The organism is Streptomyces sp. NPDC007164 (assembly GCF_040634135.1).
Taxonomy (GTDB): domain Bacteria; phylum Actinomycetota; class Actinomycetes; order Streptomycetales; family Streptomycetaceae; genus Streptomyces; species Streptomyces sanglieri.
Genome location: NZ_JBEYFB010000001.1, coordinates 101,447 through 115,601 on the forward strand (window position 1 = coordinate 101,447; position 14,155 = coordinate 115,601).

At 72.3% G+C, this 14,155-nt stretch carries 14 protein-coding genes; 7 read left to right on the forward strand and 7 right to left on the reverse strand.

Features of this window, described 5'->3' with window-relative positions:
- Nucleotides 1-9 precede the first annotated feature (9 nt).
- Genes ABZ622_RS00360 through ABZ622_RS00370 form a run of 3 tightly spaced genes read right to left on the reverse strand, consistent with a single transcriptional unit; the run spans nt 10 to nt 3,378 of the window.
- Nucleotides 10-786 (reverse strand): hypothetical protein, encoded by a 777-nt coding sequence (locus ABZ622_RS00360; RefSeq protein WP_360538769.1) that lies wholly within the window; start codon nt 784-786, stop codon nt 10-12.
- Entirely contained in the window at nt 779-3,163 is a 2,385-nt protein-coding gene (locus ABZ622_RS00365) for a condensation domain-containing protein (protein WP_360538772.1), read from the reverse strand. The genes ABZ622_RS00360 and ABZ622_RS00365 overlap by 8 nt, the downstream gene beginning before the upstream one ends.
- Nucleotides 3,160-3,378, reverse strand: coding sequence for an MbtH family NRPS accessory protein (locus ABZ622_RS00370; RefSeq protein ID WP_360538775.1), 219 nt, complete (start codon nt 3,376-3,378; stop codon nt 3,160-3,162). Before ABZ622_RS00370 ends, ABZ622_RS00365 begins: the two co-directional genes overlap by 4 nt.
- 591 nt (nt 3,379-3,969) lie before the next feature.
- Here ABZ622_RS00370 and ABZ622_RS00375 point away from each other — a divergent pair.
- On the forward strand, nt 3,970-7,254 hold the full coding sequence (locus ABZ622_RS00375) for a tetratricopeptide repeat protein (protein WP_360538778.1): 3,285 nt from the start codon (nt 3,970-3,972) through the stop codon (nt 7,252-7,254).
- A 167-nt stretch (nt 7,255-7,421) separates the two neighbouring features.
- On the opposite strand, the gene ABZ622_RS00380 is transcribed toward ABZ622_RS00375, so the two are convergent.
- Both ABZ622_RS00380 and mca read right to left on the reverse strand, forming a co-directional pair.
- Complete coding sequence (locus tag ABZ622_RS00380; RefSeq protein WP_360538781.1) at nt 7,422-7,655, reverse strand: hypothetical protein; 234 nt, start codon at nt 7,653-7,655, stop codon at nt 7,422-7,424.
- Between the two features lies 1 nt (nt 7,656).
- Nucleotides 7,657-8,538, reverse strand: a complete 882-nt coding sequence (gene mca / locus ABZ622_RS00385; RefSeq protein ID WP_360538784.1) for a mycothiol conjugate amidase Mca — start codon at nt 8,536-8,538, stop codon at nt 7,657-7,659.
- 97 nt (nt 8,539-8,635) lie between these two features.
- Between mca and ABZ622_RS00390 the strand changes: the two genes are divergently transcribed.
- Both ABZ622_RS00390 and greA read left to right on the forward strand, forming a co-directional pair.
- Complete coding sequence (locus ABZ622_RS00390) at nt 8,636-9,052, forward strand: DUF4307 domain-containing protein (protein WP_360538787.1); 417 nt, start codon at nt 8,636-8,638, stop codon at nt 9,050-9,052.
- 182 nt (nt 9,053-9,234) lie between these two features.
- Complete coding sequence (greA, locus tag ABZ622_RS00395; RefSeq protein ID WP_360538790.1) at nt 9,235-9,732, forward strand: transcription elongation factor GreA; 498 nt, start codon at nt 9,235-9,237, stop codon at nt 9,730-9,732.
- A gap of 183 nt (nt 9,733-9,915) precedes the next feature.
- Here the strand turns inward: greA and ilvA are convergent, their stop codons facing one another.
- Nucleotides 9,916-11,145 (reverse strand): threonine ammonia-lyase, encoded by a 1,230-nt coding sequence (ilvA, locus tag ABZ622_RS00400; RefSeq protein WP_360538793.1) that lies wholly within the window; start codon nt 11,143-11,145, stop codon nt 9,916-9,918.
- A gap of 166 nt (nt 11,146-11,311) precedes the next feature.
- On the opposite strand from ilvA, the gene ABZ622_RS00405 reads away from it, so the two are divergent.
- The 4 genes from ABZ622_RS00405 (at nt 11,312) to ABZ622_RS00420 (ending at nt 12,914) form a co-directional block, all read left to right on the forward strand.
- The gene (locus ABZ622_RS00405; protein WP_360538796.1) at nt 11,312-11,842 is read left to right on the forward strand and encodes a MarR family transcriptional regulator; all 531 of its coding nucleotides are present in this window, start codon (nt 11,312-11,314) and stop codon (nt 11,840-11,842) included.
- A 75-nt stretch (nt 11,843-11,917) separates the two neighbouring features.
- Nucleotides 11,918-12,412, forward strand: a complete 495-nt coding sequence (locus tag ABZ622_RS00410) for a sigma factor-like helix-turn-helix DNA-binding protein (RefSeq protein WP_360538799.1) — start codon at nt 11,918-11,920, stop codon at nt 12,410-12,412.
- Nucleotides 12,409-12,657 (forward strand): hypothetical protein, encoded by a 249-nt coding sequence (locus ABZ622_RS00415; RefSeq protein WP_360538802.1) that lies wholly within the window; start codon nt 12,409-12,411, stop codon nt 12,655-12,657. The genes ABZ622_RS00410 and ABZ622_RS00415 overlap by 4 nt, the downstream gene beginning before the upstream one ends.
- 65 nt (nt 12,658-12,722) lie before the next feature.
- A complete protein-coding gene (locus tag ABZ622_RS00420) occupies nt 12,723-12,914 on the forward strand; it encodes a DUF1059 domain-containing protein (protein WP_259929844.1) in 192 nt (63 codons plus the stop codon).
- A 67-nt stretch (nt 12,915-12,981) separates the two neighbouring features.
- On the opposite strand, the gene ABZ622_RS00425 is transcribed toward ABZ622_RS00420, so the two are convergent.
- A complete protein-coding gene (locus ABZ622_RS00425; protein ID WP_360538805.1) occupies nt 12,982-14,127 on the reverse strand; it encodes a cystathionine gamma-synthase in 1,146 nt (381 codons plus the stop codon).
- Between the last annotated feature and the right edge of the window lie 28 nt (nt 14,128-14,155).

A 14,155-nucleotide genomic window follows, 5' to 3' on the forward strand; every position in this document is an offset into this window, starting at 1 on the left:
GTGCGAGGACTACCGGTCGAGGCGGGCGGGAGCGGGGCTCCCCAGCAGGTGTGCGGTCAGCTCACGGGTACGCGGATCGGCGAGCAGGCCCGCCCGGACGCAGTCGACGATGTGCACGTCGAGGGAGCCGGCCCGGATCCAGTCGTCGCTCACCGGATGGTCCGCCGACCGGATGTGCGTGACGGAGCCCGCCCCGGACGACGGGGACCCGGCCCGGAAGGAGGCCACGAGAAAGGCGATCCAGTCGAGGTAGAAGCCGGACACCCGCGTCGCGGCCGCCACCGCCTCGTCCTCGTCGAATCCGTCCTCCTGGAAGACCTCGGCCCCCAGCCGGACCACCTGCTCGGCCAGCACCGCCATGGCCCGCTCCGGGCGCTCGCGCAGCTCCGCGTCCGCGAACGCCGCGGCGAGCTCACCGCCGAGCTGCTCGGCGGGCCCGCCGGTGAGCTGCCGTACGACGGCCCCCACCGTCTCGCGGATCTCCGCCCCGGCGCCCGGCTCCCCGTCGAAGAACACCACCGGGACCGGCCCGCCGGCGCCTCCCAGCCGCTCTGCCAGCTCACGTGCCAGCGGGGCCGCCATGCAGTAGGCGAGGACCGCGCGGACCGGTACGCCGGAGCAGCGCCCCGCCAGGTGTGCCACGTACCGCGACGGTTCCACCGACCGGCTGAAGGGCTCGCTGATCGCGTAGAGCACGTCCCAGCCGAGGTCCTCCAGACGCAGGTCGGACAGGTGGGCCTCGGCGCGCCGGCCCGGGAAGTCCAGCACCACCAGGGTGTCAGTCATGATCGATCGCCTCCTGGAGCAGCCGGGCCAGGGTCGGTGCCAGCTCCGGTCCGCGCATGACGCCGTAGTGGTCGCCCTGCAACGCGATGGTGCGCACCGGCCGTGAGGTCACGCCGCCCCAGCCGTGATCGGCCCGGTCCCGGGGCTCGTCCTCGGCCTGGATCAGACAGACCCGGCCCGGGTACCCGCCGGTGACGGTGAACCGGCGGATGGCGTGCAGATTGGTCTCGAACCGGTCGAGCAGCCGCTCCACCAGGCCGCCGTCGCCGGGGGATTCCAGCAGCCCGTGCTTCCGGGCGCGCTGCCAGAGCTGTTCCCGGGTGGTGACGGACGGGCCGAGGTCGGTGCCGACGGCCGCTCCCCAGTCCTCGGCGAACCAGGAGACCAGGTCGGCCTCCGTGGCCGGCCCGTCCTGCGGATCGGGCACATGGCTGTCGATCATCAGCACCGGGAGGGCCTTGCCGGTGCGCAGTTCGAGGCGCCGGGCCATTTCGAACGCCACCACACCGCCCATCGACCAGCCGCCGAAGGCCAGCGGAGGCTGCGCGGCCGACTCGACGGCCGTCAGATACGCCTCCGCCATCTCCTCGACCGTGCTCAGGCCCACCGCCTCCAGCGCGTAGACCGGCCGTCCCAGCGCCCTGGCCAGACCGGCGTAGCAGCCCACTCCGCCGCCGACCGGGTGGACCAGGAAGAACGCCGGTCCGCTTCCCTCGGCCATCGGCAGCAGTTCGGCCCTGGCCGGGGCGGTCAGTTCACGGTCGATCGCCCGGCCGAGCCGGTAGAGGGTGCGGGCCTCGAAGAGCGCCGCGGTGGGCAGCTCCACGCCGTGCTGGAGGCGGACCCGGTTGAGCAGCCGGATGCCGAGGAACGAGTGCCCGCCCAGGTGGAAGAAGTCGTCGTTGCGGTACACCCGCGGGACGTCCAGGAGCTGCTGCCACAGTTCGGCGAGGTACTGCTCGGTGGGGGTGGCCGGGTCCTCGGCGGCGGGCGCCGGTTCGTCGGGCGCGACCGTCGCAACCGCCGTCGCGCCCACCGCCGCTGCGGCCGTGGCGGTCACCGGGTGGCCGCTCAGCGCCCGGTCCGGGTCGGCGAGCACGGCGGCCAGCATGCCGAGGAACTCATCGGCGAGCCGGCGTACCGTGCCGTCGTCGAACAGCTCGGTGGCGTACTCGACGCTGAGGACCATGCCCTCCGCGTCCTGCCAAGTGGTGACGAGCCAGTCGAACTTGGCGCTGTCGGTCCGCTCGTCCACCTCGGTCACCAGGAGCTCCGAAGGCGTGTCGCGCTCGGTGATGTCGCCCTGGTGCACATAGAGCATCTGGAACAGCGGCGACCAGCTGGGCGACCGCGGCGGATTGACGGTCTCCACCACCCGGTCGAAGGGCAGTTCGAGATGGTCGAAGAGGTCCAGCACATGGTCCCGTGTCCGGCCCAGGTGGGCGCGGAACGAGGGGTCCTCCGAGAGGTCGGCGCGGGTCGCGACGGTGTTGACGAAACAGCCGATGACCTCGCGCAGTTCGGGCCGGACCCGGCCGGACAGCGGCGAGCCGATCACCACGTCGTCCTGCCGGGAGACCCGGGACACGAACGCCTGGAGCGCCGCCAGCACGACCATGTAGAAGCTGGCGCCCTCCGCCTCCGCCATCGCCTCGACGCCGCGCCGGACCGGCTCGGGCATCCTGAGCCGCAACTCGCGGCCGGCGTTGCTGGGATGGGCCGGGCGGGGCCGGTCCGCGGGCAGCGTGGTCAGTACCGGACAGCCCCTGAGGGTGTCCGCCCACCACTGGGCCTGCTTGTCGAGGACGCCACCGGTCAGCCGCTGCTGCTGCCAGATCGCGTAGTCCGCGTACTGCACGGCGGGTTCGTCGAGGCTTTCCCCCCGGTACGCCCGCCACAGTTCACGCCAGAAGACCGGTGCCGATCCCCCGTCGTAGACCGCGTGGTGGAAGCACAGGAAGAAGAGGTGGTCGTCGGGCCCCCGCCGGTCGATGCGGGCGCGCACGAGCGGACCGGTGCCCAGGTCGAACGGTGTCTCGGCCCGTCCGTCCCACGTCTCGTCGAACAGATCGATCTCGTCGAGCCGCCGGACGCGCTGGCGGACGCCGCCCTCGTCCTCGCCCTCACTCTCGGTGAGGACGGAGCGCAGAATCCGGTGCCGTTCCACGAGTTCGGCCAACGCCCTTTTCATGGCGGGTACATCGAACTCCCCGCGGATCCGGACGGTCGACCCGATGTTGTACGTGCCGGGCCGCCCGGTCCGCTCCAGGAACCACATCGCGCGCTGCTGCTCGGAGACGGTGGCCTCGACGAGGGACTCGTGGTGCGCGATCCCCGCCGTCCGGCCTCCCGGCACGCGCGTCGCCCGGGCGCTCATCGCGCCGTCCGCCCGCGCAGGCCCAGCGGGCGCATGTCCGTCCACACCTCTTCGATGTGGGCGAGACATTCCTCTTCGGTACGGGCAGGACCTTCTGCGCGCCAGCCGGCCGGGGCCGGGGCGCCGGCCGGCCAGATCGAATACTGTTCCGCGTCGTTGACGACCACCTGATAAAGGACAGCACGCGAATCGCCCGGCACACGAATCCCTTCCACGCAAATCAAATATATGCTGGAGTCACATCGGAGCACTTCATTTTCAGGGCCGGATCAAAAAGGCGCCCGCCGCGCGGCCGCTACCTTTCGCCCCCGCAACCGAATTGCGGAACCGGAACCCTTCGGCGCACGCGAACGACCCGCGAACGGGTCCTGGGCAGCCTTGAGTCAAGAAATATGAGCACCCGTCACCGGGCTGATCGTCCATCTCCCCCATTGCCGATATCGAGCAGAGTCCGGGCGATCAGACCATCGCTTCACGGCATCTGACATCTAATTGACGACAACACGAACCTAAGGCGCCGACTCCGACTCCGTCAAGGCACTCCTGAAGCTTTCGACGCGGTCGCCCGTGGTCAACCCGAAGCGGATTCCGGGTTTCTGTGGAGCCGTCAGAAATATCCACTACCGAGCGGATGCGGCCGGACACCGTTCGTGATCTTGGTCGTGCGGCCCGCCGGAGCCGCGCCCGCACGGCACGGGTGCGGCGTCTCGCGCCGACGGGCCGCAGACAGGAGACTGGGCCCTGTCTTCGAACCGCCGTCTGCCGTGCGCGGCAGTCGCGACCGTCGTATCCGAAGGGGGAAACCTATGCGGGACAGCCATCGGGCCGAGGCCGAAGGGCTGTTGGTACGCGCCGTCGAGGAGGAGATGCGGCGCTCGGGCGGCCGGGCCGACGCCGGAACGCTGACGGCGCGCGGGCGGGCAGCGCTGGATTCACTGGCGGACACCGCGGCCGAGGAGTACGCCGCGTACGTCCAGGCACTGGACGCGGCCGGGGCCGGGGCGCAGCCGCCGGCCCAGCGCTTCAGCCGGCAGACACTGGGAACTCCGCTGCTGGTCACCGGGGTTGCCGCGGTCGCCGCCTTCGGTGCGGACGTCGCGTTCGGTACGGCGACCGGGCCGGCCCTCGGCGCGGGCGCCGTCGTCGCCGTCGCGGGCGCCACCGCCACCGTCGCCAAGGTCACCGCCTCGCACTGGCCGGCCGCCCACCGGCGGGCCGGAGCGCTCGGACAGCCCGGCGGCGCCGAGCAGTTGAGGCTGCAGTGGCTGGCGGCTCTGGAAGTGCGGGGCATCCGGCCCTTCCTGGACCAGCAGCGGATGCTCACCGCCGCGTCACGCGCCACTTCGAAGAAGGTCCCCGCGCAGTCGCGTACGGCTCCGTCGCCGCGCCGCACGGACCGCAGCGCGGCGGCCCGTACCCGTGCGCTCCTGGAGCAGTCGTTCGGTCATCTGCCCGCCTGTGACGGGCCGTTCGCGGGCCGGCGCACCGAACTGGCGCAGATCGCGCAATGGGTGCGGGAGGCCCGCGCGTCGACCGAGACCGAACCCGTCGTCGTCGTCCTGCACGGCACGCCCGGCTCCGGACGCACCACCCTCGCGGTGCGGGCCGCGCACAGCCTGAAGGACCTGTTCCGCGGCGCGTGCGTGGTCGATCTGCGCGGCGATGTGGCCGGTGAGACGCCGCTGCCGACCCGAGACGCGCTGCTGCATCTGCTGAACCGGCTGGGCGCGCCCCGTGAGCAGCTGCTGTTCCGGGACGGGGCGGCGTCCCCGGGCGGGGCGGATCCGTCGGCCCGGGGCAGGGCCTCGGCCGAGCAGCAGGTGCGGCGGCTGAGCGAGCTGTACCACCAGCATCTGACCGGCACCCCCGTGACGGTCGTCCTCGACGACGCCGGTGACGCGGAGCAGGTGCGCACCCTGATCCCGGAGCGCTCCGACAGCCTCGTCCTGGTCACCGCCCGGGAGCCGCTCCGGCTGCCGGACGACGTCCCGGCCCGGGTCCATCAGCTGCCGGTCGGCGCGCTCGACGCGGCCGGCGCGGAGGAGCTGCTGCGCGAGGCGGCCGCGACACCGGAGGAGGGGCCGTACGACGCCCGGGCGACGGACACCGTCGCGGAGCTGTGCGGCGGGCTGCCGCTCGCGCTGCGCGTAGCGGGCTCCTCGCTCGGCGCCCGCACCCGCGACGGCCTCGCCGCCGGTCTGGCCGGGTACGGTCCGGTCGAGCCGGTGGAGCGGGCGCTGTGGCTGCGCTACACCGACCAGACCGAGCAGGCCCGGCGGCTGCTGCGCAGGCTCGCGCTGGCCGGGCGGGCGAGCCTGGGCGCCGCCGCGGCGGCGGCACTGCTGTCCGCCGACGAGCAGGAGGCCGAGCGGCTGCTGAGGACGCTGGCCGGGGCCGGGCTGCTGACCCATGTCCGGGGCTCGCGCTACCGGCTGCACGACCTCGTACGGGGCTTCGCGCTGGCCCGGCTGCGGGACGAGGAGCCGGCCGCGGACCGTACGGCGGCGCAGGAGCGGCTGATCCGCAACTACGCGGACCTGGCCGGCGCGGTGATCCGCATGGTGGACGGCAAGATGTCCACCCGGGCCGGGCAGTTCGGCTCGCACGGCTTCGGTTCGCTGGACTCGGCGCTGCGCTGGCTGGACGACGAGTCGAGCTTCATCACCTCCGCGCTGCGGCACGCCGAGGGCGTCGACCAGGGCGCCGTGCTGGACCTGCTGGGCGCGCTGTGCGACTACTGCCTGCTGCGCGGCGACCTCTACCGGCTGGGCGAGATCAGCGAGTTGACGCAGGCGGTGGACAAGGGGCTGCTGGAGCGGTCCGTGCAGTGGCGCACCGGCATCGCGGCCCGTCAGCTCGGCGAGCTGGACAAGGCCCGCACCACCCTGTCGTCGGTGGTCGGCCTCTACCGCGAGGCGCAGAACGGGGCGGGTACGGCGCTGGCGCTCTGTTCGCTCGGCATCACCCTGCACCACCAGGGCAATCTGACCGAGGCGTCGGCGCGGCTGCGCGAGGCGATCGAGCTGCAGTCCTCCGAGGAGCAGGCGGAGGACCGGGCCTGGTCGATGCATGCCCTGGCGGCCGTGGAGCGCGACCGGGCCCGGCTCGCGGAGGCGCTGACGCTGCTGGACACCGCGCTGGCCCTGCACCGGGAGGGCGAGTCGCTGCACGGCGAGGCGTGGACCCGCTTCCAGCTCGGCCAGACCCTGCTGCGGATGGGCGAGGTGGCGCGGGCCGAGGAGGCGCTGCGCAGGGCCCTGGAGCTGTACGGCAGCACCCGTGACGAGCGCGGCGAGGCCTGGGCGCTGACCCAGCTGGCCCGGGCCCGGCTCCTGGACGGCGATCCGGCCCCGGCGGTGGAGCAGCTGAATCTGGCGCTGGAGCGGCACCGGGACAACGAGGACGCGCGCGGCGAGGCGTGGACGCTGTTCTACCTGGGCCAGGCCCTGGAGGAGAGCGGCGACACGGACCGGGCGGTCCGGCAGCTGGAGCGGGCCCGCACGATGTTCTCCCGGATGCGGGACGTGTACGGACTGGCGTGCGCCCGCCACCACTCGGGCCGGGTCACCCGTGACCAGCGGGCGGCCCAGACCGGGAACCTGCGCAACTCCGGCTTCGCCCGTCAGCTCCTGATGGACGCCCGCGCCGACTTCCGGCGCATCGGGGTCGCCCACGGCGAGGCGTGGACGTGCCTGGAGCTGGCGCTGGTCGACGCGGGGAACAACCGGTCCCCGCAGGCGCTGGAGCTGTGCGGCGAGGCGGTGGAGCTGTTCGACTCGTACGGCGACGCGCGGGGGGCGGACTGGGCCCGTTTCCTGCGCTGCACGCTGCTGCCCTACGCGTCACCGGGCGGCAGCGAGGTGGGCACGGTGGTGGCCCAGGAGGAGCTGGCCGAGCTGCTGCGGGCCGGGCACGCGGCGCGCGACGGCAAGCTGGAGGACTGCGCGAGGGCGTTCACCGTGGTACTGAACCGCGGTGTGGACCTGGAGGACGGCTGGCAGGCATGGCGCCTGGGCATGACGCCGACGCGCCACGCCCGGGAGGTCATGGGCGTACCGGTGCCGGCCGCGTACGGCCCGGCCGGCGGCTGAGTGCCTGTCGGGTGGCCTGCGATCGCCCGGTCGGAGGCCACCCGGCAGGCTCTGAGGACGTCCCGGGTCCGGGCACGCCCGTGGCTCCGGCCGGTCACCGGCCGGTGCGGTGTCGGGGCGGCTCCGGAACTCCGGGGCCGCCCACGCTCACCACCGTCGGCTTCGGGTCACTTCCCCTGCGCGGAACCGGCCGCCACGGGGGCTTCGGCCACCGCGTCCGGATCCGGGGCCTCCTCGAAGTCGACCTTGCCCATGTGCCGGTTCATGGACTTCATCAGCAGCCACACGCCCACGGCGAGCGCCGCGAAGACGATGAAGCCGAGAACGCCGGGGGTCACCTTGTTCTTGTCGAGCTCTGCGGCGAGCGGAACGAGGTCGGTCAGTGCCTGGGTCGCGTACATATCAGGCATTGTCGCGGATGCCCGCGAAGAGGTCGCTCTCGGGGAGGGAGGTATCGACGAGAGACTTCGCCAGCTCGTACTCCTCGGTCGGCCAGACCTCCTTCTGGATGTCCATCGGGACGCGGAACCAGCCGCCCTCCGGATCGATCTGGGTGGCGTGCGCGATCAGCGCCCGGTCCCGGATCTCGAAGAAGTCCGCACACGGAACGTGCGTGGTCAGCGTGCGCTCGTCGCGCTCGAACTCCTTCCAGCGCTCCAGCCACTCGCCGTACGGCGACTCCAGGCCGCGGGCCAGCAGCGCCTCGTGCAGCGCCACCGTGCGCGGCCGGTTGAAGCCCTGGTTGTAGTAGAGCTTCTGCGGCTGCCAGGCCGGGCCGAACTCCGTCTCGGGGAACTTCTCGGTGTCCGCCGCACCGTCGAAGGCGATCATCGTGATCTTGTGGGTCATGATGTGGTCGGGGTGCGGGTACCCGCCGTTCTCGTCGTACGTCGTGATGGCCTGGGGCCGGAACGCACGGATGCTGCGGACGAGCCGGCCCGCGGCCTTCTCCTCGTCCTCCAGCGCGAAGCAGCCCTCGGGCAGCGGCGGCAGCGGGTCGCCCTCGGGCAGGCCGGAGTCGACGAAGCCGAGCCACTCCTGCTCGACGCCCAGGATCTCCCGGGCCTCGTCCATCTCCTTCTTGCGCACCTCGTGGATGTTCTCCTCGATGTACGCGTCGCCCTGGAGCTTGGGGTTGAGGATGGAGCCGCGCTCGCCTCCCGTGCAGGTCACCACCAGCACGTCCACCCCCTCGGACACATACTTGGCCATCGTGGCCGCGCCCTTGCTCGACTCGTCGTCGGGGTGGGCGTGAACGGCCATCAGTCGCAGCTGCTCGGTCAAGACTCGATCCTCAGTGATTCGGCATGTGGGCAGGCTTCTATAGTGACCGAACCGGGGGGCGGAAAATTCCTCGATCCCCGGTACGGGAGGAACGATCATGACGGCGGTGCCCGAGACGCTTCCGGAGAACCGCTACGGCCGCTCCGCGGACCAGCGGGCGGACCGCAAGCTCAAGATCATCGGTTCGGTGCTGGGCGTGGTGCTGCTCGGCGTGGTCGGCTGGATCGGCTACGACTACGTCACCGGCCAGGGCATCAGCGCCGAGGTGATCAAGCGCCAGGTCGTCTCGGACCAGCGGGTCGACATCCATCTGGAAGTGCGCAAGGACACGGACGCCAAGGGTTACTGCACCCTGCGCGCGCAGCACCAGGACGGCAGCGACGTGGCCCGCAGGGATTTCCGCTTCGACGAGCGCACCGACCGGATCGACCGCGTCCTGTCGCTGCGCACGACGGCCAGGGCCACCAGCGTCGAGCTGCTGGGCTGCACCACCGACGGCGGGGCGTCGCGCTGACCGGCGCACGCCGTCCCTGAACCACCACGTCCGGGCTGACCTGCGCACACGCGGTCCCGACGTTTTACCTTCTCCCCCTTTTCCTGCGGAATTGTTAGGCTCGTGGTTTCGCCCACCCGTGGAAGCACATGCTTACGGGTAGGGCGATGCTTTGTATTCCCAGTACCGACGAGGAGCACCCTGTGACCCAGACCAGCGAAAACGTCACCTGGCTCACGCAGGAGGCGTACAACCAGCTCAAGGCCGAGCTGGAGCACCTGTCTGGTCCCGCGCGCACGGAAATCGCCGTAAAGATCGCGGCGGCCCGTGAGGAGGGCGACCTGCGTGAGAACGGCGGGTACCACGCCGCCAAGGAGGAGCAGGGCAAGATGGAGCTCCGGGTGCGCCAGCTGACCCAGCTCCTGGAGCACGCGAAGGTCGGCGAGGCGCCTGCCGACGACGGCGTGGTCGAGCCCGGCATGGTCGTGACGATCGCCTTCGACGGCGACCCGGACGACACGATGACCTTCCTGCTCGCCTCCCGCGAGTACGCGAGCTCGGACATCGAGACGTACTCCCCGCAGTCGCCGCTCGGCACTGGTGTGAACGGCAAGCGGATGGGCGACGACGCCGAGTACGAGCTGCCGAACGGCAGGACGGCCACCGTGAAGATCCTCGCGGCGAAGCCGTACACCGGCTGATCCCGCACACCGACGCGAGGAGCCCCCGGCCCGACGGCCGGGGGCTCCTCGCGTGTGCGGCTCCGCCCGGACCGGGTGCGCCGTCGGCCGGGCGCCGGACGGCGACACGCCCGGGTTGCCGAAGACCGCGCGGCACGGGCCGGTCCATCGCCGGACACCCCGCGCCCCGCAGCACCGGCACGGTCAGCCCATCACCAGATAGCCCGCGTCCCGCAGCGCCGCCGAGACCTCCGCGCAGTGTGCCGGCCCCTTCGTCTCCAGCTGGAGCTCCACCTCGACCTCGGTGAGCCCGAGCCGGGGATCGGTCCGCACATGGCCGATGTCGAGCACATTGGCGTCGACCACCGAGAGCACGCCGAGCAGCGTGGCCAGCGCGCCGGGGCGGTCGGCCAGCCGCAGCCGCAGGCTCAGATAGCGGCCGGCCGCCACCATGCCGTGGGTCAGGACGCGCTGCATCAGCAGCGGGTCCACATTGCCGCCCGACAGGAGCGCGACCACCGGCCCGCGGAACGACTCCGGATCGCTCAGCAGCGCCGCGACCGGGCTCGCACCGGCCGGCTCCACCACCAGCTTCGCCCGTTCCAGGCAGAGCAGCAGCGCACTGGACAGCTCATCCTCGGAGACCGTACGGACCTCGTCGACCAGCTCCCTGACCAGCTCGAACGGCACATCGCCGGGGCGCCCCACCTTGATGCCGTCCGCCATCGTGACCGGCGAATCGATCGACACCGGATGGCCCGCGGCCAGCGAGGGCGGATAGCAGGCCGCGCCCGCCGCCTGCACCCCGACGATCCGCACATCGGGCCGGACCGCCTTGACCGCCACCGCGATGCCCGCCGCGAGACCACCGCCCCCGATCCCCACGACGATGGTCCGCACCTCGGGGCACTGTTCGAGGATCTCCAGCCCGACCGTGCCCTGCCCGGCGATGATGTCCGGGTGGTCGAAGGGGTGGATGAAGACCGCACCGGTCTCCTGGGCGTACTCCTGCGCGGCGGCCAGCGTCTCGTCCACGACATGTCCGTGCAGCCGGACCTCGGCCCCGTACTGGCGGGTCGCGGCCACCTTCGGCAGCGGCGCCCCGACCGGCATGAAGACCGTCGACCGTACGCCGAGCAGCGCAGACGCGAGTGCGACACCCTGCGCATGGTTTCCGGCGCTCGCGGCGACGACCCCGGCCGCCCGCTCCACCGGCGACAGCCCCGCGATACGGACATACGCGCCACGCAGTTTGAACGAGCCGGTCCGCTGGAGGTTCTCGCACTTGAGGTGGACCGGCGCGCCCACCAGGTCGGTCAGGTGTCGGCTGCCTTCCATGGCGGTCATCCTGGCCACGCCGGAGAGCATCTTCTGCGCTCCGCGGATGTCGTCGAGGATCAGCGGGGGAAACTGGCCGGTCGTGCGGAAGTTCATACGGTAAGTCTTGCAGCTCGGCCCGGCTCGGCAGGGCACCGGCCGCCGCGTCCCGTCCCCTCCTGGGCCGTTGTCCACGGGTTTGCGCAGCGCTGGTACGCGTTGCCCCGTGGCCGCGTACTCTGTCCCCCACCCATCCGACACCGCACGAAGAGAGCCCCCGGCCATGCCCCCTCAGGACATGACGACAGCTGCGTCTCCTTCCGGGGGCGCCGCCCCCGAACCCCCGGGTTCCGACGGCGTCCTCGACGCTCTGCAGCACCAGGTCGCGGTATTCGCCCGCCGTGCCGAGCAGACCCGCCTCGGCGGGGTCGGCCAGGTGCGCAATTCCATGGACCGGGCCGCCTATCTGCTGCTCAACCGGCTGGACCGGGAAGGGCCGATGGGCGTCAAGGCGCTCGCCGCGGGCATGGGGATCGACTCCTCGACCGTGACCCGGCAGGTGGCGCCGCTGGTCGACACCGGGCTGGTCAAGCGCACCTCTCACCCCGAGGACGGCCGGGCCGTCGTGCTCCAGCTGTCCCCGCGCGGCCAGGCCCGGCTGGACGAGGTCCGCGGCTCCCGCCGCGAGCTGATGACGCAGGTGACGGACGGCTGGACGGCCGAGGAGCGCGAGACGTTCTGCGCGCTGCTCACCCGGTTCAACGCCTCGCTGGCCGCCCGCCAGACCTCGCACCCGGCACCTCCGGCCGGCTAGGGCCGTGGCCCGGCCTCGGCCGACCTGGTGCACGCCTCTTGACCAGGAGCCCCGTGAGCGGCTCGGATGTGGACTGTGCGAGAGCGCCAGTCGGGCCGGGAGCGGCGCCGCGCCCAGGAGTTCGAGACCTTCGTCGCGGGCGCGGCCGGCCGTCTGCTGCACACCGCCACGCTGCTCACCGCCGAGCCCATGCGGCCGCCGGGGGCGAACCCGCGGGCCCGGCGGATGCTGAGCGCCGCGCTGGCGACCACGTACGCGCAGTGGGAACGGCTGCGCGGCGAGGATCCGTACGACCGCACCCGGCGTGAGCTCGCCGTCCGGTTCGCCCACGAGGTCTGGCGCCATCAACGGCCGCGCGGCGGTCTGCTGGCCCCGCTGACACCGCAGGAACGCCTCGTCCTCGTACTGCGGCTGTACGAGGGGGTCGGCGAGGAGCAGGCGGCGGCGCTGCTCGGCCTCACGGTGGAGCGGGTGCGGGCGGTCTGCAACCGCTCGGTGGCCACGATGCGCGGCACCCGCCGCCCCACGGCGCGGCGGGGCACGCCGGGTCTTCCCGGGGTCGCGCGGTGAGCGGCGTCGGCGACCGGGAGGACGAGGTCCGGCGCATGCTGGACGGTCCGCATCCGCAGGTGCCCGCCGATCTGGCGCAGCGGGCCTCGGAGCGCGGCGGCAGGCTGCTGCGCCGGCGGCTGTTCGTCCGCCGGCTGATGCTGCTGCTGGCGTGCGCCGCGGTGGTGGCGTTCACGGTCTGGGCGATGGCCGCACACCCCTGGCAGGTACCTCCGGCGGAGACGACTCCGCTGGAGGGCTGGTGAACGGCGAGGAAGGCCGAACTATCCTGGAACGTACGGAATTGCGGGCCGGTCCCCGGGAGGCTGCCATGACCAGGAAGATCGCCGACTGTCGCAAGCATCCGAGTGTGTCGCACTGCTCTCTCACCATCTCGGGCGAGGAGGAGGAAGTCGTACGGGCCGCCGCCGAGCACGCGGTCTCCGTCCACGAACACACCGACAGCCCGGAACTGCGCGAACAGATCCGGACGATGCTGGAGGACGAGCAGGTCAACGCCTGACAAGGCCCCGGACGGCCGGGCGGGTCCGAGTTGTTCGGGCCCGCCCGGATCAGATGTGGGACGGTCCTCAGCCGAGCGCCTGCGTGAGGTCGGCCAGCAGGTCGTCGGCGTTCTCGATGCCGACGGAGACGCGGACGAGGTCGGCCGGCACCTCCAGCGGGGAGCCCGCCGCCGAGGCGTGGGTCATCCGGCCCGGGTGCTCCACCAGTGACTCGACGCCGCCCAGCGACTCACCGAGGGTGAACAGCTTCGCCCGGTTGCAGACCTGGACCGCGGCCTCTTCGCCGCCCTGGACCCGGAAGGACACCATGCCGCCGAACGCCTTCATCTGCTTGGCGGCGATCTCGTGGCCGGGGTGCTCGGGCAGCCCCGGGTAGAGGACCTGGGTCACCTTGGGGTGCCGGGTCAGCAGATCGGCGACCTTGGTGGCGTTCTCGCTGTGCCGGTCCATGCGGACCGCCAGGGTCTTGATGCCGCGCAGCACCAGCCAGGCGTCGAAGGGCCCGGCGACCGCGCCCATCGCGTTCTGGTGGTACGCCAACTCCTCGGCCAGATCGGCGTCGTCCGTGATCAGCGCACCGCCGACGACGTCCGAGTGGCCGCCCATGTACTTGGTGGTGGAGTGCACCACCACATCGGCCCCCAGGGCCAGCGGCTGCTGGAGGTAGGGGCTGGCGAAGGTGTTGTCGACGACCAGGCGGGCGCCCGCGGCGCGGGCCACACCGGCGATCGCGGCGATGTCGGTGATGCCGAGCAGCGGGTTGGACGGGGTCTCCACCCAGACCGCCTTGGTGCGCGGGGTGATCGCCGCCCGTACCGCCGCCACGTCCGAGGTGTCGGCGACGGAGAACTCGACGCCCCACCGCGAGACGACCTTCGCGAACAGCCGGAAGGTGCCGCCGTAGGCGTCGTTCGGGATGACCACGTGGTCGCCGGGGGTCAGCAGCGTACGGAGCAGGCAGTCCTCGGCGGCGAGGCCGGAGGCGAAGGCGAGTCCGCGGCGGCCGCCCTCCAGGGCCGCGAGGTTCTCCTCCAGGGCGGTACGGGTCGGGTTGGCGCTGCGGCTGTACTCGTAGCCGCCGCGCAGTCCGCCCACGCCGTCCTGCTTGTACGTGGACACCTGGTAGATGGGCGGGACGACGGCGCCGGTGAGGGGGTCGGCGGTGTTTCCCGCGTGGATCGCGAGGGTCTCGAAGCTGTGCTGGTCGCTCATGGGGCCCGAGCGTAGTTCGTCACGAGGG

What these genes read in the sequence shown, in the direction of transcription:
- ABZ622_RS00360 (WP_360538769.1), bottom strand. Translation starts at nt 786, where the DNA reads ATGACTGACACCCTGGTGGTGCTGGACTTCCCGGGCCGGCGCGCCGAG.
- ABZ622_RS00365 (WP_360538772.1), bottom strand. Translation starts at nt 3,163, where the DNA reads ATGAGCGCCCGGGCGACGCGCGTGCCGGGAGGCCGGACGGCGGGGATC.
- ABZ622_RS00375 (WP_360538778.1), top strand. Translation starts at nt 3,970, where the DNA reads ATGCGGGACAGCCATCGGGCCGAGGCCGAAGGGCTGTTGGTACGCGCC.
- ABZ622_RS00380 (WP_360538781.1), bottom strand. Translation starts at nt 7,655, where the DNA reads ATGTACGCGACCCAGGCACTGACCGACCTCGTTCCGCTCGCCGCAGAG.
- ABZ622_RS00390 (WP_360538787.1), top strand. Translation starts at nt 8,636, where the DNA reads ATGACGGCGGTGCCCGAGACGCTTCCGGAGAACCGCTACGGCCGCTCC.
- ilvA (WP_360538793.1), bottom strand. Translation starts at nt 11,145, where the DNA reads ATGAACTTCCGCACGACCGGCCAGTTTCCCCCGCTGATCCTCGACGAC.
- ABZ622_RS00405 (WP_360538796.1), top strand. Translation starts at nt 11,312, where the DNA reads ATGCCCCCTCAGGACATGACGACAGCTGCGTCTCCTTCCGGGGGCGCC.
- ABZ622_RS00420 (WP_259929844.1), top strand. Translation starts at nt 12,723, where the DNA reads ATGACCAGGAAGATCGCCGACTGTCGCAAGCATCCGAGTGTGTCGCAC.
- ABZ622_RS00425 (WP_360538805.1), bottom strand. Translation starts at nt 14,127, where the DNA reads ATGAGCGACCAGCACAGCTTCGAGACCCTCGCGATCCACGCGGGAAAC.